General features: G+C 67.6%; 21 protein-coding genes. All 21 read left to right on the forward strand.

Annotated elements, in window-relative coordinates; genetic code table 11:
- The 21 genes from A2X88_01745 to A2X88_01845 all read left to right on the forward strand — a co-directional run bounded on the left by A2X88_01745 (window position 1) and on the right by A2X88_01845 (window position 20,412).
- Entirely contained in the window at window positions 1-1,275 is a 1,275-nt protein-coding gene (locus A2X88_01745) for a serine protease (protein OGP33902.1), read from the forward strand.
- 43 nt (window positions 1,276-1,318) lie between these two features.
- The gene (locus tag A2X88_01750; protein ID OGP33827.1) at window positions 1,319-2,119 is read left to right on the forward strand and encodes a hypothetical protein; all 801 of its coding nucleotides are present in this window, start codon (window positions 1,319-1,321) and stop codon (window positions 2,117-2,119) included.
- A 17-nt stretch (window positions 2,120-2,136) separates the two neighbouring features.
- Window positions 2,137-3,345 carry a hypothetical protein gene (locus tag A2X88_01755; GenBank protein ID OGP33828.1) on the forward strand — a complete coding sequence of 403 codons (1,209 nt, stop codon included), beginning with the start codon at window positions 2,137-2,139 and terminating at the stop codon, window positions 3,343-3,345.
- Window positions 3,342-4,391, forward strand: coding sequence for a tRNA preQ1(34) S-adenosylmethionine ribosyltransferase-isomerase QueA (locus A2X88_01760; GenBank protein ID OGP33903.1), 1,050 nt, complete (start codon window positions 3,342-3,344; stop codon window positions 4,389-4,391). Before A2X88_01755 ends, A2X88_01760 begins: the two co-directional genes overlap by 4 nt.
- Window positions 4,392-4,411: 20 nt before the next feature.
- Complete coding sequence (locus A2X88_01765; GenBank protein OGP33829.1) at window positions 4,412-4,639, forward strand: hypothetical protein; 228 nt, start codon at window positions 4,412-4,414, stop codon at window positions 4,637-4,639.
- A gap of 67 nt (window positions 4,640-4,706) precedes the next feature.
- Window positions 4,707-5,816 carry a tRNA guanosine(34) transglycosylase Tgt gene (locus A2X88_01770; GenBank protein ID OGP33830.1) on the forward strand — a complete coding sequence of 370 codons (1,110 nt, stop codon included), beginning with the start codon at window positions 4,707-4,709 and terminating at the stop codon, window positions 5,814-5,816.
- A 26-nt stretch (window positions 5,817-5,842) separates the two neighbouring features.
- On the forward strand, window positions 5,843-6,190 hold the full coding sequence (locus tag A2X88_01775; protein OGP33831.1) for a preprotein translocase subunit YajC: 348 nt from the start codon (window positions 5,843-5,845) through the stop codon (window positions 6,188-6,190).
- A gap of 40 nt (window positions 6,191-6,230) precedes the next feature.
- Window positions 6,231-7,826, forward strand: a complete 1,596-nt coding sequence (locus tag A2X88_01780) for a protein-export membrane protein SecD (GenBank protein ID OGP33832.1) — start codon at window positions 6,231-6,233, stop codon at window positions 7,824-7,826.
- 52 nt (window positions 7,827-7,878) lie between these two features.
- Complete coding sequence (locus A2X88_01785; protein ID OGP33833.1) at window positions 7,879-8,793, forward strand: protein-export membrane protein SecF; 915 nt, start codon at window positions 7,879-7,881, stop codon at window positions 8,791-8,793.
- 64 nt (window positions 8,794-8,857) lie between these two features.
- Window positions 8,858-10,597 (forward strand): single-stranded-DNA-specific exonuclease RecJ, encoded by a 1,740-nt coding sequence (locus A2X88_01790; GenBank protein OGP33834.1) that lies wholly within the window; start codon window positions 8,858-8,860, stop codon window positions 10,595-10,597.
- A gap of 13 nt (window positions 10,598-10,610) precedes the next feature.
- Window positions 10,611-11,066, forward strand: coding sequence for a hypothetical protein (locus tag A2X88_01795; protein OGP33835.1), 456 nt, complete (start codon window positions 10,611-10,613; stop codon window positions 11,064-11,066).
- A 13-nt stretch (window positions 11,067-11,079) separates the two neighbouring features.
- A complete protein-coding gene (locus A2X88_01800; GenBank protein ID OGP33836.1) occupies window positions 11,080-11,967 on the forward strand; it encodes an agmatinase in 888 nt (295 codons plus the stop codon).
- Between the two features lie 11 nt (window positions 11,968-11,978).
- Complete coding sequence (locus A2X88_01805; protein ID OGP33837.1) at window positions 11,979-12,518, forward strand: arginine decarboxylase, pyruvoyl-dependent; 540 nt, start codon at window positions 11,979-11,981, stop codon at window positions 12,516-12,518.
- A 10-nt stretch (window positions 12,519-12,528) separates the two neighbouring features.
- Complete coding sequence (locus tag A2X88_01810) at window positions 12,529-13,521, forward strand: 3-oxoacyl-ACP synthase (protein OGP33838.1); 993 nt, start codon at window positions 12,529-12,531, stop codon at window positions 13,519-13,521.
- A 60-nt stretch (window positions 13,522-13,581) separates the two neighbouring features.
- On the forward strand, window positions 13,582-13,998 hold the full coding sequence (locus A2X88_01815) for a ribosomal-protein-alanine N-acetyltransferase (GenBank protein OGP33904.1): 417 nt from the start codon (window positions 13,582-13,584) through the stop codon (window positions 13,996-13,998).
- A gap of 4 nt (window positions 13,999-14,002) precedes the next feature.
- On the forward strand, window positions 14,003-14,809 hold the full coding sequence (locus A2X88_01820; protein ID OGP33839.1) for a hypothetical protein: 807 nt from the start codon (window positions 14,003-14,005) through the stop codon (window positions 14,807-14,809).
- Window positions 14,803-15,720 (forward strand): dihydroorotate dehydrogenase B catalytic subunit, encoded by a 918-nt coding sequence (locus tag A2X88_01825; GenBank protein OGP33905.1) that lies wholly within the window; start codon window positions 14,803-14,805, stop codon window positions 15,718-15,720. The genes A2X88_01820 and A2X88_01825 overlap by 7 nt, the downstream gene beginning before the upstream one ends.
- 104 nt (window positions 15,721-15,824) lie before the next feature.
- Window positions 15,825-16,313 carry a hypothetical protein gene (locus A2X88_01830; GenBank protein ID OGP33840.1) on the forward strand — a complete coding sequence of 163 codons (489 nt, stop codon included), beginning with the start codon at window positions 15,825-15,827 and terminating at the stop codon, window positions 16,311-16,313.
- Entirely contained in the window at window positions 16,310-17,599 is a 1,290-nt protein-coding gene (locus tag A2X88_01835; GenBank protein OGP33841.1) for a hypothetical protein, read from the forward strand. Before A2X88_01830 ends, A2X88_01835 begins: the two co-directional genes overlap by 4 nt.
- A complete protein-coding gene (locus A2X88_01840) occupies window positions 17,583-17,876 on the forward strand; it encodes a hypothetical protein (protein OGP33842.1) in 294 nt (97 codons plus the stop codon). The genes A2X88_01835 and A2X88_01840 overlap by 17 nt, the downstream gene beginning before the upstream one ends.
- A gap of 58 nt (window positions 17,877-17,934) precedes the next feature.
- Window positions 17,935-20,412: a hypothetical protein gene (locus A2X88_01845; protein ID OGP33906.1), complete on the forward strand. Its 2,478-nt coding sequence runs from the start codon at window positions 17,935-17,937 to the stop codon at window positions 20,410-20,412.
- The last annotated feature ends 9 nt before the right edge of the window (window positions 20,413-20,421 follow it).

Genomic DNA, 20,421 nt, shown 5'->3' on the forward strand with positions numbered 1-20,421 from the left:
CTGTTGCTTTCCGCCGCCGCCGCTCCCGCGTGGGGGCAGAAGAGCGCCTCCGCGCCCGGGGTGCTGGTCGCCACGATCTCCGGCTCGATCAACCCCGTGAGCGCCGAGTACCTCGTCTCCGCGATCGAGCGCGCGGAGGAGGAGGGCGCCGCGCTGCTCGTCGTGGAGCTGGACACCCCGGGGGGGCTCGACAGCTCGATGCGGCAGATGGTCCGGGAGATCCTCCGGACCGACGTCCCCGTGGCCGTGTACGTCTCCCCGTCCGGGGCCCGGGCCGCCTCCGCGGGGGTGCTGGTCACCATCGCCTCGGACGTGGCCGCCATGGCGACGGGGACGAACATCGGCGCCGCCCATCCGGTGAGCATGGGGGGCGGCCAGATGGACAACACGATGGCGAAGAAGGTGGAGAACGACGCCGCGACCTATGCCCGCTCCCTCGCGGAGAAGAAGGGGCGCAACGGCGACTGGGCCGAGAGCGCCGTCCGGGAGAGCGCGTCGCTCACGGCGACCGACGCCCTCGAGAAGAAGGTGATCGACCTGGTGTCCCCCTCCCTCGAGGCGCTGCTCGACCGGATCCACGGGCGGAAGATCGAGAAGAACGGGAAGACGGTCGTGCTTTCGACCCGCAGTGCCCGGGTCGTCCGCTACCCGATGGGACTGCGGCACCGGATCCTCTCCTCGCTGGCCGACCCGAACATCGCCTACATCCTCATGATGATCGGCGTCTACGGAATCTTCTTCGAGCTCTCCAACCCCGGGGCGGTCTTTCCGGGGATCGTCGGCGGGATCGCACTGATCCTCGGCTTCTACTCCCTGCAGACCCTCTCGGCGAACTACGCCGGGTTCCTGCTGATCGCGCTCGCGTTGATCCTGTTCATTCTCGAGGTCAAGATCGCCTCCCACGGAGCCCTGACCATCGGGGGAATCATCGCCCTCGTTCTCGGGAGTCTCATGCTGTTTCGTTCCTCGGTGGATCCATACCTTCGCATCTCCTGGGGAGTCATTCTCGCGATGGTCGGCATCTCCGCGGCGTTCTTCGGGACCGTGGTCACCCTCGCGGTGCGCAGCCAGCTCCGCAAGCCTGTGACGGGGTCGGAGGGGCTGATCGGGGAGATCGGGGCGGCCGTGACGGACTTCACGGGGAAGGGGAAGGGGAAGGTCTTCGTCGTGGGGGAGCTGTGGGACGCGTCCTGCGATACGCCGCTTCGGAAAGGGGAGGAGGTGACGGTTACGCGGAGAGAGGGAATGACGCTTGTGGTGAAGCCAAAATCGTAGCCGCACCGGTTCCGGCGGGACACTATTTCCAGAGGAGAGAAGAATGATTCCTTACGCTGCCATTGTGGTCATCGCGGTTCTGTTCCTGTACAGCGCCATCAAGATCCTGAACGAGTACGAGCGGGGTGTGATCTTCCGGCTGGGCCGGGTGATCGGGGCAAAGGGGCCGGGGCTGATCCTCCTCATCCCCATGATCGACAAGATGGTCCGGGTCGACCTTCGCGTGGTGGCGATGGACGTCCCGCCCCAGGACGTGATCACGCGGGACAACGTCTCCGTGAAGGTGAACGCCGTCCTCTACTTCCGGGTGCTGGATCCCAACCGGGCGATCCTCACCGTCGAGAACTACCTGTACGCCACCTCCCAGCTCGCGCAGACGACGCTCCGGTCGGTGTGCGGTCAGGGAGAGCTCGACGACCTGCTCTCCGAGCGCGAGAAAATCAACACGCACATTCAGGAGATCCTCGACAAGGATACGGATCCGTGGGGGATCAAGGTGGCGAAGGTGGAGATCAAGCATATCGACCTGCCGCAGGAGATGCAGCGCGCCATGGCGAAACAGGCGGAGGCGGAGCGGGAGCGGCGCGCCAAGGTCATCGGGGCGGAAGGGGAGTTCCAGGCGGCGCAGAAGCTGTCCGACGCGGCGGGGATTCTCAGCAAGCACTCGATAGCGCTGCAGCTCCGGTTCCTGCAGACGCTTCGGGAAGTGGCGACGGAGAACAACTCGACCATCGTTTTCCCGGTTCCCATCGACCTGTTCACTCCGTTCATGGAGCTGGCAAAGATCGCCAAGGGGCAGATGGGAACGGACAGGACCCTGGAGAAGGAAGAGGGCGGGGCATAAGCCGCTTCCTGAACTCCATGACGGTTGGCGGGAAAGGGGGCGCGCGGATCGTCGCGCTCCTTCTCGTTTTTGCCGGATGCGCGGCCCCCCCGCGCCGGGCGGAGCCGCCGGCTCCGATTCCGTCTCCCGCGCCCCCGGTCGCGCTCCCGGCTCCGGCGCCCCCGCCTCCCCCGGTTCCCTCCGAGCGGCCGGTCCGCGTCCGGATCGCGGCGGACCGCAAGGAGCTGCACCTCTCGGGGGAATCGATCCGGGCGTGGGCCCCCCGGGGGGAGCTTCTCGCGATGTCGGACGGACCCGTTTCGGTGTCGGCCGAGGGGACGCGGATTTCGTGGGGCGGAGGCCGGACGTTCGAATCGCCGATCGACGCGTGGGCTCCCGGGGGGTTGCGGATCGACGGAAAACCGCTCCGCGGGAGGGTCCGGCTGACCGCGTCGGCCGGGTCTCTCCAGGCGGTGATCCCCGTCCCGCTCGAGGAGTATGTGGCGGCGGTCCTTTCGAAGGAAGCCGCCCCGTCCTTCCTCCCGGAGGCGCTCGCCGCCCAGGCCGTCGCCGTGCGGACCTATGCCCTCCTGGGGATGGCCCGGCCCCGCAGTCCCGACTACGACCTGGTCTCCGACGTGGAGGACCAGGTCTTCGACGGAAACGACGGCGTGCGCGATCTCTTCCTCCGGGCGGCGGAATCCACGCGGGGGGAGGCGATTACCTACCGCGGGGAGCTCGCCCGGGCGGTCTACCACTCCACCTGCGGCGGGAGAACCGAGAGCGCGGCCAACGCATGGGGACAGGAGGTCCCCTATCTCCGGTCGGTCTTCTGCGACGATTGCCGGGGAAGTCCGGTGTGGCGGTGGGCCTACCGGATGGGAAGCGAGGAAGGCCGGCGCGTCGCGAAGTCGCTGGGGATCCAGCCGGCCGGCCGGCTGCTCCTGGAGGTGACGGAGCGGAACTCCACGGGGAGGGCGTCCCGGGTGAGAATCTCCTCCGGGGGGGTCTCCCGGGACATGAAGGCCTCCCTCTTCCGGCGGGCGGCGGGATACGCGAAGGTCCGGAGCCTGAAGATGGAGATCGTTCCGAAGGCGGACGGATGGGACATCTCGGGGGAAGGATACGGGCACGGAGTGGGGATGTGCCAGTGGGGGGCGAACGGGATGGCGAAGGCGGGGAAGGGCTACCGGGAGATCCTCCTGCGCTACTACCCGGGCACCGATATCCGGGGGGGAGGACGCTGAACACCGGACGGCTGGACTACCCGCTGCCAAAGCGGCTGGTCGCGCAGATCCCCGCCGCACGGAGGCGGGATGCGCGCCTGATGGTGGTCCGGCGCGCGCCGGAAGAGATCCTGCACCACCGGTTCGCGGAGCTGCCGAGGTTTCTTCGCCGGGGGGACCTGCTGGTCCTGAACGACACGAAGGTGATCCGGGGGCGTCTGCGGGCGACGAGGGAGACGGGGGGCGCGGTCGAGATCTTCCTGCTTGCGGCCCGGGAGGAGGGCGGTAGGGAAGAAGTCTGGGAAGCGCTGGCGCGCCCCTCCCGGAAGCTTCGGGAGGGGATGGAGTTCCGCGTCGGGGAGACGCTGCGGGCGACCCTGCTCGGCCGAAACGTGGAGGGAACCTGGAACGTCCGGCTTGCGGCGGAAGGCGGCGTCCAGGAGGCGCTCGAGCGTGGGGGCGACGTCCCGCTGCCCCCCTACATCCGCCGGACCGCGGGGGACCCCGCGGCAGCGGTGGACAGGGAACGGTACCAGACCGTGTACGCGGAGGTACCCGGCTCCGTGGCCGCCCCCACCGCCGGGCTCCACTTCGACCGGGAGATGCTGGAGGAGGCGGCCCGGGCCGGCGTCTCCATCGCGAAGGTCACGCTCGCGGTGGGATACGGAACCTTTTCCCCGATCCGGACGGAGAATGTGGAGGAGTTCCGCATCCACCCGGAAAAATACCGCCTCGGGCCGGAGGCCGCGCACGCGGTCGCCGACGCGAGGGACAGAGGGGGACGGGTGGTCGCGGTCGGAACGACCTCGGCGCGGACGCTGGAGAGCTGCGGCCGGGAGGACGGCCGGGTCGACCCGTCGGATGGGACGACCCGGCTTTTCCTTTATCCCGGCTGCCGATTCCGCGTCGTGGACGCGATGGTCACGAACTTCCACCTTCCGCGCTCCAGCCTCCTCGCGCTCGTCATGGCCTTCGCGGGGGAGGATCTCGTCCGGAAGGCCTACGCGCAGGCGGTGGAGCGGGAGTACCGGTTCTTCAGCTACGGCGACGCGATGCTCTTGCTGTAGGGACGGTCCTGTGGAGGGGGATGACGAAGGCACAGGGGACCGAAGTCCACGACAGCGGGATGGCGATGGGCGGAGTGTTCTCCAGGACCGTCCCTGTTTTTATCGTCCTGTGGCGAGGCGTGAAGATGGTACTGGGGATCGCAGTTCACGACGGAGGATTGTTTATGGATGGAGCGATTTCCAGGAACGTCCCTGTTCTTTGCGAGGCGGAAATGGCACCGGGGATCGAAGTCCACGACAAAGGGTGATGAGGGGCGGAGCGTTCTCCAGGACCGTCCCTGTTCTTAGGAACGTCCCTGTTCTCAGGAGTCGCATATGCCGCTTTCCTTCACCGTGACGGCGCGTGACGCCGGGTCCAACGCGCGGACCGGGGCGATCCGGACGGAGCACGGGGAGTTCCCGACGCCGGCCTTCATGCCGGTGGGGACCTCCGCCGCCGTCAAGGGAACCTGGCCGGACCAGCTCCGGGGCATGGGGTACGGGTGTGTGCTCGCGAACACCTACCACCTGTACCTTCGGCCGGGGCACGAGCGGATACGCCGGCTCGGGGGGCTGCACCGCTTCATGGGATGGGACGGGACGATCCTGACCGACAGCGGCGGCTTCCAGGTCTTTTCCCTGGCCGCCCTGCGGAAGGTGACCGACGAGGGGGTTTCCTTCCGGTCCCATCTGGACGGGTCGCTCCACTTCCTGACCCCGGAGCTGGCGGTCGAAATCCAGGAGGCGCTGGGCTCGGACATCCGGATGGCGCTGGACGAGTGCGTGGAGCTTCCGGCCGGGCGGCGGGAGGCGGAGGAGGCGGTCCGCCGGACCACGGACTGGGCGCGGCGGTGCCGCGCCGCCTCGCGCCGGGAGGAGGGGGGGCTCTTCGGGATCGTCCAGGGGGGGCTGTTCCCGGACCTGCGCCGGCGGAGCGTGGAGGAGATCTGCTCCATTCCGTTCGACGGGTACGCGATCGGGGGGGTGAGCGTGGGGGAGGGGAAGGAGCACCAGCGGGAAACGGTGGGGGGTACGGCCCCGCTGCTCCCCGGGGAGAAGCCGAGATACCTGATGGGAGTGGGCACCCCGGAGGACATCCTGCACGCCGTGTCCTGCGGGGTGGACCTCTTCGACTGCGTGATTCCCACCCGCAACGCGCGCAACGGGATGCTCTACACATCCGACGGGCCGATGTCGATCAAGCAGGCCCGGTACGCGGACGATCCCCGGCCGCCGGACGAATCTTGCACATGCCCGACCTGCAGCTCCTTCTCCCGAGCCTACCTCCGGCACCTGTACCTGTCGGGGGAGATCCTCTCCTCGATGGCGCTGACGGTCCACAACCTCCAGCATTACGCGGCGCTTATGGGACGGATCCGCGAGGCAATTTCTGTTGGAAATTTCCCGGGAACTATGAAAGAATCACTAGTTTCGAGAGACCGTTAAGTATTTTCCAGGAGGTACACGGGGACATGATCTTCCTGTTCAGCGGGGTTGCGCACGCATTGGGTGGAAAAGGGGACGGAGGGGCCGGCGGGCTCGCGGGGATGGTCCCCCTTCTGCTGATGTTCGTCGTCTTCTATTTTCTCCTGATCCGCCCGCAGCAGAAGACGGCAAAGAAGCTCCGGGAATTCATCCGGAGCCTGAAGGTGGGGGACCGGGTCGTGACCACCGGGGGGCTTCACGGCGAGGTCAAGGGGATGACCGACACCACGGTCACCCTCGAGATCGCGGACAAGGTCCGGGTGAAGGTGACCCGCACCGCGATCGGGGGCTCCAGCCAGGACGCGGCGGCTTCCGCCGAGACGAAGTCCGGCTGAGCCTGCCGGGACAGGCTGCGAAAGGAGCGACCGGCAGATCATGAGGAAGAGCATCGCGTGGAGATTCACCCTCATCGCCGTGCTGACGGCGGCTTCTATCATCCTCGTGCTTCCCAGCCTCACCGACCGGCTACCCGATGCCTGGCGGGACCGGGCCCCGAAGATCCACCTCGGGCTGGACCTGCAAGGGGGGGTGTTCCTGCGGCTGGCCGTGGAGATCGACAAGGCGATCGAGAACACCGCATCGCGGTACGCGGACGACGCCCGGGCCAGGCTGCGGGAAAAGGGGATCCCGGTCCTCGGCTTCGAGAAGGAGGGATTCGACGGGTTCCTTCTCCGGCTTCCCCCGGGCGACTTCGCGGAGCGGGCGCTTTCCCTCCTCAAGGAGGATGTGGGCTCCCTCGACTTCTCCCTGGGGCAGGTGACCTCCGGCGGGTCTTCCGTCCGGGGAAAGATGACTCCCTCCGAGGTGCAGGCGATCCGGGCGAACGCCGTGACGCAGGGGGTGGAGACGATCCGGAACCGGATCGACCAGTTCGGCGTCCGGGAGCCGCAGATCGTCGCCGAGGGGGACGACCGGATCGTCGTCCAGCTCCCGGGGATCAAGGACCAGCAACGGGCGATCGAGCTGGTGGGGAAGACTGCGCTGCTGGAGTTCAAGCTCGTCGACGAGGGGGCGAGCGTCGAGGAGGCGATGAAAGGGAACATCCCCGAGGGGGACGAGCTGCTCTACCAGAAGTCGGTCGACCCGCAGACCGGCCGGGTCTCGAAGTCGCCGATGCTGGTGAGGAAGCGGGCGCTGCTGACCGGCGAGACGATCAAGACCGCACGGGTGAGCTTCGAGTCCAACCGGGGGGGGGCCTATGTGTCGCTCTCCTTCAACGCGCGGGGGGCCGAGATCTTCGACCGGGTGACCGCGGAGAACGTGAAGCGGCGCCTGGCGATCGTCCTGGACGACACCGTCTACTCGGCTCCGGTGATCCAGGAGCGGATTTCGGGCGGGGACGCCCAGATCACCGGGTCCTTCACGGCCGAGGAGGCCACCGACCTGGCGATCGTCCTTCGGGCGGGATCCCTTCCGGCGCCCGTGAAGGTCATCCAGAACGTGTCGGTGGGGCCGTCGCTCGGCCGCGACTCCATCGAGAAGGGGGTCCGGGCCGCTCTCATCGGGGCCCTGCTCGTCGTGGTTTTCATGGTGGTCTACTACCGGTTCGCGGGACTGATCGCCGACTTCGCCCTCGTCTTCAACATCCTTTTCCTCCTGGCGGGGATGGCGGTGCTCGAGGCGACCATGACGCTTCCCGGAATCGCGGGGATCATCCTCGCCATCGGGATGGCGGTCGACTCGAACGTGCTGATCTACGAGCGGATCCGGGAGGAGATCCGGGCCCGGAAATCGGTGCGGGCCTCGATCGACGCCGGGTACGACAAGGCGTTCTGGACCGTGGTCGATTCCCACGTGACCACGCTGATCACCGCGATGATCCTCTTCCAGTTCGGGACCGGCCCGATCAAGGGGTTCGCCGTCACCCTCTCCATGGGGGTCGCGATCAACCTGTTCACCGCGCTGGTCTGCACGAAGGTGATCTTCGACTACATCAACGCGAAGCGCCCGATGCAGGCGCTCAGCATCTGATGGGGCCGGGAGTGGCACGGGAGATCCGGGAGGGACAGGGGCGTCGACGGCGATGAGGGAACTGATCCGGAAGACCGAGATCGATTTCATGGGGCTGAGGCGCTACACGATGGTGGTGTCCGGGCTGCTGATGGCGCTGGGGTTCTTCGGCGTGTTCCAGATCTTCACCGGAAACGCCAACCTCGGGATCGAGATCGCCGGGGGAACCTCCATCCAGGTGCGGTTCGAGAAGCCGTTCCGGATGGAGGAGATGCGGAAGGCCCTTGCGGACGGCGGGTACCGGGAGGCGGCCCTGCAGGCGGTCCCGGGGGAGAACATCCTGATCGTCAAGGTGGGAGCGCACGGGAAGGAGGAGAAGATGGTCGCGGAGCGGATCGTCGAGCTGCTCCGGAAGCAGTTTTCCTCCAATCCCCTCACCGTGGAGAGCACGAGCGAGATCGGGCCGGCGATCGGGAAGAAGCTGCGGAGCGACGCGCTCTTCGCCCTCGCGATCTCCGCCCTGGCGATCGTGTCCTACATCGCCTGGCGGTTCGAGTTCAAGTTCGGGGTGGCCGCCACCCTGGCCACCTTCCACGACGTGGTCGGCCTGACCGGGATATTCTACCTCCTGGGGAAGGAGATCGACCTGCTCTTCATCACCGCCCTGCTCACCATCGGGGGGTACTCCCTGACCGACACGGTGGTGGTCTTCGACCGGATCCGGGAGAATCTCCGCCTCCGGAAGAAGGGGACCTTCTCGGAGACGATCAACGTAAGCGTGAACGAGGTCCTGAGCCGGACCATCATCACCGCCCTGACGACCCTGCTGGCCTCCCTGGCCCTGCTCTTCTTCGGCGGGATCGTCCTGAAGAGCTTCGCCCTCGCCCTCGCGGTCGGCATCGTGATCGGCACCTACTCCTCCGTGTTCGTGGCCAGCCCGATCGTGGCGGCCTGGAGGGGGGAGAAGATCGCCCAGGTGAGGAAATGACCGCCCGCCGCTCCCACCGGGTCGCCGGGACCGGAGGCGCGGCCGGGGGACGAGCGATCGAGGAGTGAGAACGCGGTTCGAGAGGGGATGGGTGCTCCGGACCCCGGAGGCCCGGCAGGTCCGGGAGATCCGGGAGGCGACCGGCCTTTCCGAACCGTCGGCCAGGGTCCTCGTGAACCGGGGGATCACCGATCCCCTCGGGGCGAGGGATTTCCTCTCCGGAACTCTCCGGGAAGTCACTTCCCCGTTTCTGATGAAGGATCTCGAGAAGGCGGCCGCGCGGGTCGTGGATGCGGGCCGGCGGAACGAGAAGGTTCTCATCTACGCCGACTACGACGTGGACGGGGCGACCGGGGCCGCCGTCCTGCACCTGTTCCTCGGGGAGGTCTTCCCCGGCCTTCCGGTCCGGATCCACCAGAACCACCGGGTAGACGACGGGTACGGCCTGCGGATCCCGCACCTCGCCGCCGCGGCGGAGGAGGGTTTCCGGCTGGTCGTCACGGTGGATTGCGGCATCTCCGACGAGGAGGCGATCCGGCAGGCCGCGGGGCTGGGGATGGATGTGATCGTGACGGATCACCACACCCCGGGAGAGCGGCTCCCTCCCGCCTATGCCGTCCTGAACCCGAAGCAAAACGACTGTCCCTACCCGGAGAAGGAGATCGCGGGGGTCGGTGTGGCCTTCCTCCTGGTGTGCGGCGTGCGCCGCCTGCTGCGGGACGGAGGGGGGTTCCGCGGGGAGGGCGACGAGCCGAACCTGCGCAGGTACCTCGACCTGGTCGCCCTGGGGACCGTCGCCGACATGGTTCCTCTTCGGGGGGACAACCGGCTCTTCGTGAGGGCGGGGATCGAGGAGATCCGGAAACGGCCCAGGCCGGGGATCCGGGCCCTGCTCGCGCTGGCCGGGGTCGACCCGGAGCATGTGACGGAGGCGGACCTCGGCTTCCGCGTGGGGCCGCGCCTGAACGCGGCGGGGCGGATGGGGGATTCCCGGCGCAGCTCCGAGCTGCTTCTCGCGGGAGATCCGGAAACGGCGGGGAGGATCGCCCGCGAGCTTCACGCGGACAACGCGAGGAGGCAGCGGGAGGAGGAGCGGGCGGTCCGGGAGGCCGAGGAGGCCCTTCGCGCCGGCTTTCCGTCCGGCGTCCCGGGGGCGATCGTGCTGGCCGACCCCGGATGGCCCTTGGGAGTGCTGGGGATCGTGGCCTCGAAGTTCGCCGAGCGGTACTTCCGCCCCTCGGCCTTTCTGACGTTCAAGGATGGGGAGGCGACCGGCTCGCTGCGGAGCGCGGACGGCTTCCCGCTCCTTACGGCGCTCTCCGAGCTCTCCCCGCTGCTGAGCCGCTACGGGGGACATTCCCAGGCTGCGGGGGTCTCTCTTCCCGCGGAGAACCTCCCGGCCTTCCGGGAGGGGCTGGACCGGCTGGCCGGCCGGTACGCGCAGGGACGCGACACATCTCCCGCGACCCTGGTCGACGCGGAGGTCCCGCTCGGGGAGGTCTCCCCCCGCCTCCTGGAGGAGTTCGACCGTCTGCGCCCGTTCGGGATGGGAAACGAGGAGCCGGTGCTGGCGGCCCGGAACCTCTGGGTGGAGAGGAAGACCCCCTTCGGAGGGAACGGGCAGCATCACAGGCTCGAGCTTTCGGAGGGGACCCGACGGTTCGATGCGGTCGCCTTCCAGGGCGCTTCGATCCCCGCGGAGCCGGGCGAGGCGGTCGACATCCTCTTCACCCCCCAGTGGTCGGTCTTCCGGGGGTCCCGGTCGATCCGCCTCCTGGTCCGGGGGGCGAGGCCCCCGGCGTAGCGGTGGGAACGCGATGGCGGGATTCCGGAAGATCCGTCAGAAGTTCCAGGACGCCCTGGAGGGGGATTTCGAAGTCAGGGCGATCGCGGGTGGATTCGCCGTAGGGGTCTTCTTCAGCTTCACCCCGCTGTTCACGCTCCACATGCTGCTGGCCCTGCTCGTGGCGATCCTGTTCCGGTTCAGCAAGGCGGCCGCGATGGCGGGTGCCTGGGTGAACAACCCCTATACGATGCCCTTCGTGTTCTACGGCTGCTTCCGGCTGGGGGAGCGGATCCTGGGGATCGACATCCCGCCGCCGAATTTCGAGGAGATCACGGCGACGACCCTGCTGCAGGCGGCGGCCCCCTATGCCGCCCCCCTGTTGCTGGGAACCACCCTCGTGGGGATCCTGGCCGCCGCGGTCGCCTACCTGGTTGTCTACCGGGTCGCGATCAGGATACAATCGGCGCGACGGAACGCGCAGGAATGAAGGAGGTACTCCCGTGAAGCCATACTCCGTCAGTTTCGGGGGGATCCCGGACAAATACTCCGGATGGAAGAACTCCGCCTTCGTCGTGATCCCCTTTCCGATCGACTTTACCACCACCTACATGGCGGGAGCCCGGAACGGCCCCCGGGCGATCATCGAGGCCTCCGGGCACATGGAGCTCTTCGACGAGGAGAACAAGATCGAGCCCTACCGGGCGGGGATCTTCGTCTCCCCCGAGATTCCCTCCCTGACCAGTCCGCTCGCCATGCTGAAGGCGGTGGAGAAGCGGGTGAACGCGGTGCTCCGGGTGGGGAAGTTTCCCGTCCTGCTCGGAGGGGAGCACTCGGGGACCTGCGGCGCGGTGACGGCGCTCCGGAAGCGGTACGAGGATCTCACCGTGATCCAGTTCGACGCCCACGCGGACCTGCGGGACAGCTACCTCGGGACCCCGTGGAACCATGCCTGCGTCGGCCGGCGGATGGTGGACGCCGGCGCGAAACTGGTGCAGGTGGGGGTCCGCAGCATCTCCGAGGAGGAGGACCGCTATCTCCGGAAAGCCGAGACGATCAAGACCTTCTACGCCTCGGAGATGCGGGACAACCTCGCGGACGTGACGCGCGGGATCGTCAGCAGCCTCTCCGGAAACGTCTACATCTCCATCGACCTGGACTGCTTCGACCCCGGGATCATGCCCGCGGTGGGAACGCCGGAGCCGGGCGGTCTCTCCTGGTTCGAGGCGATCGACATCCTCCGGGACGTGATGCGGGCGGACTGCAACGTCGTGGGGTTCGACATCATGGAGCTTTCCCCGATTCCCGGAATGGTCGCCCCCGACTTTTTCGCCGCGAGGCTCTGCTACCGCCTGATGGGGTGGATCCTCGCCCGCAGGGAAGAGAAATAGGGACGCCGCCGATGTTCGTGCCTTCGAAGGTTTTCTTCACCAAGGGGGTCGGGCGCCACCGGGAGCAGCTCACCTCCTTCGAGCTCGCCCTCCGGGACGCCGGGATCGAGAAGTTCAACCTCGTCCAGGTGTCGAGCATCTTCCCGCCCAAGTGCAGGATCATCAAGAAGGAGGCGGGGCTCAAGCAGCTCTCCCCCGGGGAGATCGTCTTCGTCGTGATGAGCCGCTGCCAGAGCGACGAGCCGCGCAGGCTGGTCGCCGCCTCGGTGGGATGCGCGCTCCCCTCCGACCGCTCCGTGTACGGGTACCTGAGCGAGCACCACGCCTACGGGCAAACCGAAAAGGTGGCGGGCGACTACGCCGAGGATCTCGCGGCGGCGATGCTCGCCTCCACTCTGGGGATCGAGTTCGACGAGGAGAAGAGCTGGGACGAGAAGAAGGAGGTCTGGAAGATCAGCGGGAAGATTTACCGGTCTTTCAACATCACCCAGTCGGCGATCGTGAAGGACGAGTATGCCACGGTGATCGCCGTTGCGGTGTTCGTCCTGTGAGGGGGAGAAGATGAGGGGAGCCAGGATCCTGGGGACCGGGCGGGCGCTGCCGCCCCGGGTCGTGACGAACGCGGAGCTCACCACCCTGATGGACACCACGGAGGAGTGGATCGTCCAGCGGACCGGCATCCGGGAGCGGAGGTTCGTCGATCCCGGGACCGGTTCGTCGGACCTCGGGGTCGAAGCGTCGCACAAGGCGATCGCGGCGGCGGGGATCACCACGAAGGAGATCGATTTCCTGGTCTTCGCGACCCTCTCCCCGGATTATTTCTTTCCCGGCTGCGGCGTCCTCGTCCAGGAGAAGATGGGTATGGAGACGATCGGAGCGCTCGACGTCCGGACGCAGTGCACAGGTTTCCTGTACGGGCTCTCCGTGGCCGAGGCCTACGTCAAGGGGGGATTCTACGACCATGTCCTCGTGATCGGCTCCGAGGTGCAGAGCACGGGGATGGACCTGAGCACCGCGGGGCGCGATATCTCGGTGATCTTCGGCGACGGGGCCGGAGCGGCCGTCGTGGGGCCCGCCGAACCCGGGACGGGGATCCTCTCCTCCCACCTCCACTCGGAGGGGAAGTATGCGCGGGAGCTGATGGCGGAGGCGCCCGCCTCCATCGAGCACCCCCGGATTTCCCACGAGATGCTCGACGCAGGGAGGCATTACGGCCGTATGAACGGGCGCTACGTGTTCACCCACGCCGTGCGGCGGTTCCCCGAGGCGATCCGGGAGGCGCTCGCGGCCAACGGCAGGACGATGGAGGAGCTCGCGCTGGTGATCCCCCACCAGGCGAACCTCCGGATCACCCAGGCGGTGGTGAACGCCCTCGCCGTTCCCGCGGAGCGTGTCTATTCGAACGTCGAGAAGTACGGAAACACCACGGCGGCCTCGATCCCGATCGCGCTGGACGAGTGCCTCGAGCAGGGGAGGATCCGGGAGGGGGATCTCGTCTGCCTCGCGGCGTTCGGGTCGGGCTTCACCTGGGGCTCGACCCTGATCCGCTGGTAGGTGGCGCCTCCCCCGAAGGTCGTCGTCCGGGACCTCGCCCAGGAGCATCTGGACGGCGTGATGGAGATCGAGCAGGCGTCGTTTCCCACCCCCTGGGCCCGCGCGCTGTTCGAAGAGGAGATCGGGAGGGAGTTCTCACATTCGATCGTGGCGGTGGAGGAGCCGGGAGGAGCCGTGCAGGGATACGCCGTCTGCTGGACGGTGGCGGAGGAATCCCACCTCCTGAACATCGCGGTCCGCCCCGGGGCTCGGGGAAAGGGGATCGGCGGGACCCTCCTGGAGGAATGCATCCGGAGGGGCGTGCGGGCGCGCTCCCGGAGCATCTATCTTGAGGTTCGCCCGGGGAACGAGGCGGCTCTCCGGCTGTACGGGCGCGAAGGGTTCCGGTTCGTCGGGATACGGAGAGGATATTACACGGACACGGGCGAGGATGCGATCGTCCTGGCCAAGGGGATCGGGAGCGGGAATGCCGGGTAGCGGGATGCGGTTCGTCGCCGGAAGGATCCTGCGGAACGAGGAGCGTGGGGGGATCTTCTACCGGCTCGTTGCGGAGATCCCCGCCCCGGTGCGCTTCGTCCCGGGTCAGTTCGCGATGGTCTCGGGATGGCCCGGGAACGACCCGCTGCTTCCCCGCCCCCTGGCGGTCTTCCGTTCCGGAAAAAAAAAGGAGTTCGGGACGGTGGAATTCGTCTACAAGGTGGTGGGCAGGGGGACCGCCCTCCTCTCCGGCCTTCACCACGGGGATTCCCTTTCCCTGACCCTTCCGCTCGGGAGAGGCTTCGACCTCGCGGAGGAGGGACGCCGGTTCTGGCTCGTGGGGGGAGGGGTCGGATTCTCCAGCGTGTTCCCGGCCGCGGTCTCTCTCGGCAGGAGGCGGATCGGGCACGAGATCTTCCTCGGCGCGAAGGCGCGGGCGCACCTTCCCCCGCGGGAGTGGACCCCGGGCGGGGCCGGGCCGGGAAGGATCCACCTCTGCACGGAGGACGGAAGCGCCGGCTTCCGGGGACGCGTCACCGAAGCCGTGCTCGAGCGGCTCTCTTCGCTTTCCGAAGGGGAGGCCGCCCGCCTGACGATCCTCGCCTGCGGGCCCTGGCCGATGCTGAAGGAGCTGGCCGCCTCGGCGCTCCGGAAGGGGGTGTCGATCCAGGTGGCGCTGGAGAACCACATGGCCTGCGGGTTCGGGGTCTGCTGGGGATGCGTGGTCTCCCTCCGGGACGGGGAGGGGACCGCCTACCGGCGCGTCTGCCGGGAGGGGCCGGTGTTCGACGGGAGGGAGGTCGTCTGGTGAAGCCGGACCTGTCCGTCACGCTCGGGCCGCTGACGGTGCGGAACCCGGTGATGAGCGCCTCGGGGACCTTCGGGTACGGGCTGGAGTTCTCCCCTTTCTACGACATCTCCCGCCTCGGCATGATCGTCGTGAAGGGGCTCTCCCTCGCGCCGACCGCCGGAAACCGGCCGGGACGGATCGTGGAGACCCCCGCGGGGATGCTGAACGCCATCGGCCTGCAGAACATCGGAGTCGCCCGGTTCGTCGCCGACGTCGTCCCCCGCCTGGAGGAGGCGGGGGCCTCCTACGCGGCGAACATCTACGGCAAGACGGTCGAGGAGTACGAGGAGTTGGCCTCCCGCCTGTCGGAGGTAGCCTCCCTGTCCGCGATCGAGGTGAACGCCTCCTGTCCGAACGTTCAGGAGGGAGGGATGGCGTTCGGCGCCACGCCGGAAGGGATCCGGGAGCTGACCGCTCGGGTGCGCCGGAGGACCTCGAAGCCGCTCTGGGTGAAGCTGACCCCGAACGTGGCCGACGTGGGCCGCATCGCGAAGGCCGCCCAGGAGGGCGGGGCCGATGCCGTGTCCCTGATCAACACCCTCGTGGGGATGGCGGTCGACCATCGGACCCGCAGGCCGCTTCTGTCGAACGTGACGGGAGGGCTCTCCGGTCCGGCGATCAAGCCGGTGGCCCTCCGGATGGTCTGGGAGGCGGCGCGGGCGGTCTCGATCCCGGTGATCGGCATCGGGGGAATCCAGACCGCGGCGGACGCGCTGGAGTTCATCCTCGTCGGGGCGAAGGCGGTGCAGGTGGGAACCGCGAACTTCAGGAATCCCGGGGTCTGCATCGAGATCCTGGAGGGAATCGAGGCGTTCCTGCGGGAGGAGCGGATCGCCCGGCTGGAGGACTACCGGGGTGCCCTTTCCACGTAAAGAAAACCCTTGTTCTTGTAAGGGCGGACCGTGTAGAATGATGCCGTTGGGGGGGGGTTCAAGGGAAGTGGGCCGGCAGCCCACTTTTTTTTTCGACCGCGCCGATGAAGGTGGATACCGAAAAAATCACGGCTCTCGCCGAACGGCTCGCCCTGGACGAGGCGCTGGAACTGGTGGACGTCGAGATCGGCGCGGTGGGTCCGCGCGCGGTGATCCGCATCTATCTCGACAGGGAAGGCGGGATCCGGCTCGGGGACTGCGAATCCTTCAGCCGGCGGATCAGCGCGCTGCTGGAGGTCGAGGATCCCGTCCCGGGTTCCTACCTGCTGGAGGTCTCCTCCCCCGGGCTGGAGCGGAAGCTGGTTCGCCCCTCTCACTTCCATGGCTGTCGGGGCAGGACGCTGAAGGTCTCGCTGACCGAATTCCTGGAGGGAAGCCGGAATTTCCGGGGAAGGCTGCTGGCCAGCGACGACGAGGGATTCGAGCTCGAACGGGACCATACGGTCTACCGGATTCCCTACCGGCTGGTGCGGAAGGCGAATCTCGAAGTCAACCACGAAGAACTTTTCGGAACAGGGAAGAGGAAGCGATGATTCTGGATATCGGACAGATAATCTCCCAGCTGGGGAAGGAAAAGCGGATCGAGAAGAACCTGATCGTCGACGCGATCAAGGAGGCCCTCGAGAGCGCCGCGCGGAAGAAGTTCGGGATGAACAAGCGGGTCGAGGCGACCTACGACGAGGGGACGGGAGAGTTCGAGGTCCTCGAGTTCCGCACCGTCGTGGAGATGGTCCAGGACAAGGACCTGGAGATCTCCCTGGAGGAGGCGCAGAAGCTGGATCCCGTGGCGATCCTGGGGGACTCCATCGGCTTCCGGACGAGCACCCGGGATCTCGGACGGATCGCCGCGCAGACCGCCCGGCAGATCATCATGCAGAAGGTCAAGGATGCCGAGCGGGAGGTGATCTACAATGAGTTCATCACCCGCAAGGGGGAGATCATCAACGGGATCGTCCAGCGGTACGAGCGGGACACCCTCGTCGTCGACCTGGGGAAGACGGAGGCGGTGATGCCGCCGGCCGAGCAGATCCCGAGGGAGCGGTACCGGCAGGGCGACCGGATCCGCGCCTACATCAAGGAGGTCTCCAAGACCAGCCGGGGTCCGGAGATCCTGCTGTCGCGCTCGGACCCACGGATCATTCTGAAGCTCTTCGAGCAGGAGGTCCCGGAGGTCTACGAGGGGGTCGTGTCGATCCTGGCCGTGGCGCGGGAGCCCGGCTTCCGCACGAAGATCGGCGTGCGCTCCAAGGACCGGGCGGTGGACCCGGTGGGGGCCTGCGTCGGGATGAAGGGGTCCCGGGTCCAGAGCATCGTGCAGGAGCTCCGCGGGGAGCGGATCGACATCATCGCCTGGGACGAGGACCCCGCGAAGTTCGTCTGCAACGCCCTCCAGCCTGCCGAGATCATCCGCGTCCTGGTGAACGAGTCCGAGAAGAACATGGAGGTGATCGTCCCGGAGGAGCAGCTCCTGCTGGCGATCGGGAAGCGGGGGCAGAACGTGAAGCTGGCCTCCAAGCTGGTCGGATGGTCGATCGACGTCCGGGCGGAAGGGCAGGTCGAGGACGCGCTGAAGAAGGCGGAGGGGCTCTTCGCCCCGAAAAAGCCGGTGGATGATCCGGAAGGTGCGCCCGAGGCGGAGGCGGCCGGCACGACGGCGGAAGAAAGCACGGAGCCGACCGGAGAGGCTGCGGAAACGCCGGCTCCGGAAAGCGGGGTTCAGGATCCCGCGGAGGAAGCGCCTGCGGAGGAAGCGCCCGGGGAGGAAGCGCCCGGTGAGAAGGACCCTTCCGGAACGCCGGAGAATGCTCCTCCCGCGTGAGCGTAGCGCCCCCCGGCGGACCTGCGTGACCTGCGGGCGGACGGGGGAAAAGGGAAGTTTCCTCCGGATCGCGGGACGGCCCGGGGAGCGTTGGGAGATAGACCCGGAGGGGAGAAGGCCCGGCCGAGGGATCTACCTGTGCCGGGCGGAGGCGTGCGTGCGCGGACTCTCCCGCAGGCTGGGCACCCGGAAGGGGGCCGGCCGGTGGAGGATGGGAACGCATGCCGTCGCGCTCGCCGGGGAGCTGGAAACCTGGTGGTCCTCCCGGGAGGAATAGACGCGGTGAGGCGGAAACGGAATACGGCGGGGGACCGCAATCGTTGCAGGGGGAGTGGATGGAGAAGGTTCGCGTAAGGGAGTTGGCCAAGGAGTTGGGGATGTCCTCGAGCAAGGAACTCCTGGCGTTCCTGGAACGGATCGGCCAGAAGGGAAAATCCGCCTCCAGCAACATCGAGGGTGAGGTGATCGAGCGGGTTCGGACCCATTTCCGCAAGGGCACGCCGGCCCCTCCGCCCCCGCAGAAGCCGGTCGAGGTCCAGCGCTCCGACGGATCTCTGGAGAGGATCTCGAAGCGGGTGGTCCTGCGGCGCAGCGCGCCTGAGCCTTCTCCGCCACCGCCGGGCGAAGAGCTCCCCGAACCTCCCCTGGAAGTCGGAGCGCCGCAGGAGCTTCCGGCGGCCGAGGAGAAATCCCTGGAGGCGGCCGAAATCGCCGTTCCGGAGTTCGAGGTGGATCCCGTGTCCGAGCCCGCGGAGAAGCCGGCCGAGCCGGATGTCCGCGTCGTGGAGGCTCCCGCGCCTCCCCCGAAGCCGGAAGAGGAGCGGAAGGAGAAGAAGTGGAAGAAGGCCAGGCCCCAGGAGAAGAAGGTCCAGAAGGGGATTCTGAAAAAGCACATCATCCAGGAGATCGTCGAGGAGCCTGAGGCCGCCAAGATCGCCGGAGAGAAGGTCGTTCCGGAGGCTGACCCGGCCGTCGTCCGGCAGTTCCACCCGGTGCGCGTGCAGCGGAAGAGGGGACGGGCCGTCCGCGAAAAGAAGGCCCCCTCGACGATTCCTCCGAAGGCCAGCAAGCGGGTCCTGAAGATCGAGGAGGTGATCACCGTCGGCGATCTGGCGCACCGGATGGGGATCAAGGCGGGAGAGGCGGTAAAGAAGCTGATCGAGATGGGGATGCCCACCACGGTGAACCAGCTGCTCGACACGGACACGGCCAGGATCCTGGCCCAGGAGTACGAGTACGAGGTGGAGAACGTGACCCCGGAGATGGAGGGGCTGATCGACCAGGAGGAGGACCGGGAGGAGGACCTGGTTTCCCGGCCCCCCGTGGTCACGATCATGGGGCATGTCGACCACGGAAAGACCTCCCTGCTCGACGTGATCCGGGCCAGCAACGTGATCGACACCGAGGCGGGGGGAATCACGCAGCATATCGGGGCCTACGAGGTCGAGCATGCCGGGAGGGCGCTCGTCCTGCTGGACACGCCGGGCCATGAGGCCTTCACCGCGATGCGGGCCCGTGGGGCGCAGGTGACCGACATCGTGGTCCTGGTGGTCGCGGCGGACGACGGCGTGATGCCGCAGACGGTCGAGGCGATCGACCATGCGAAGGCGGCCGGGGTCCCGATCGTGGTGGCGGTGAACAAGATCGACAAGTCCGGGGCCCAGCCGGACCGGATCCGGCAGCAGCTTTCCGAGCATGCTCTCGTCCCGGAGGAGTGGGGGGGGCAGACGCTCTACGCGAACGTCTCCGCGAAGAAGAAGACCGGGATCGACGCGCTGCTCGAGCTGGTCCTGCTCCAGGCGGACCTCCTCGAGCTGAAGTCCAATCCCTCCAAGATGGCCCGGGGGACGGTGATCGAGTCCCGCCTGGACAAGGGGCGCGGGGCGGTCGCCACCGTGCTCGTCCAGGAGGGAACGCTGAGGGTGGGCGACCCGATGGTGATCGGCGTCCACTACGGCCGCGTCCGTTCCCTCACGGATTCCAAGGGGAAGCGGCTTTCGGAGTGCCTCCCGGGAAAACCGGTGGAGATCCAGGGCCTGAGCGGCCTCCCGGAGGCGGGACAGAAATACGCCGTCCTGAAGGACGAGCGGACCGTCCGGCAGATCGCGATGCACCGGCTCGAGAAGGAGCGGGAGCGGGCGGTGGTTCGCCCGAAGTTCAGCCTGGACGAGCTTCACCGCAGGATCGAGGAGGGGGATCTCAAGGAGCTGAACATCGTCTGCAAGTGCGACGTGCAGGGATCGATGGAGGCCCTCCTCTTCTCCCTGAAGAAGCTTCCCACCGAGAAGGTGAAGGTGAACGTCATCCACGCCGGGGTCGGCGGGATCTCCGAGTCCGACGTGATGCTCGCGTCGGCGTCGACCGCCGTGGTGATCGGGTTCAACGTCCGCCCCGAGCCCAAGGGGGCGGAACTGGCCGAGCGGGAGCGGGTCGACGTCCGTCTCTACACGGTCATCTACGAGGTGGTGGAGGATATCCGGAAGGCGATGGAGGGGCTGCTGGAGCCCTCCTTCCGGGAGGCCACCACGGGGCGGGCGGAGGTCCGGAACACCTTCCACATCTCCCGGCTCGGCACGATCGCGGGATGCTTCGTGCTCTCCGGCAAGATCGCCCGGAGCGCGAACGCCCGGCTGCTGCGGGACAGCGTCGTGATCCACGAGGGGAAGTTCGCCTCCCTCAAGCGCTTCAAGGACGACGTCCGCGAGGTGGTCGAGGGGTACGAGTGCGGAATCGGGCTGGAGAGCTTCAACGACATCAAGATCGGCGACCAGATCGAGGCGTTCGTGATGGAGAAGGTCGTCGAGACCCTGTAGCGCCCCAGG

It is taken from the genome of Deltaproteobacteria bacterium GWC2_65_14, assembly GCA_001797615.1.
Taxonomy (GTDB): Bacteria; Desulfobacterota; Deferrimicrobia; order Deferrimicrobiales; family Deferrimicrobiaceae; genus GWC2-65-14.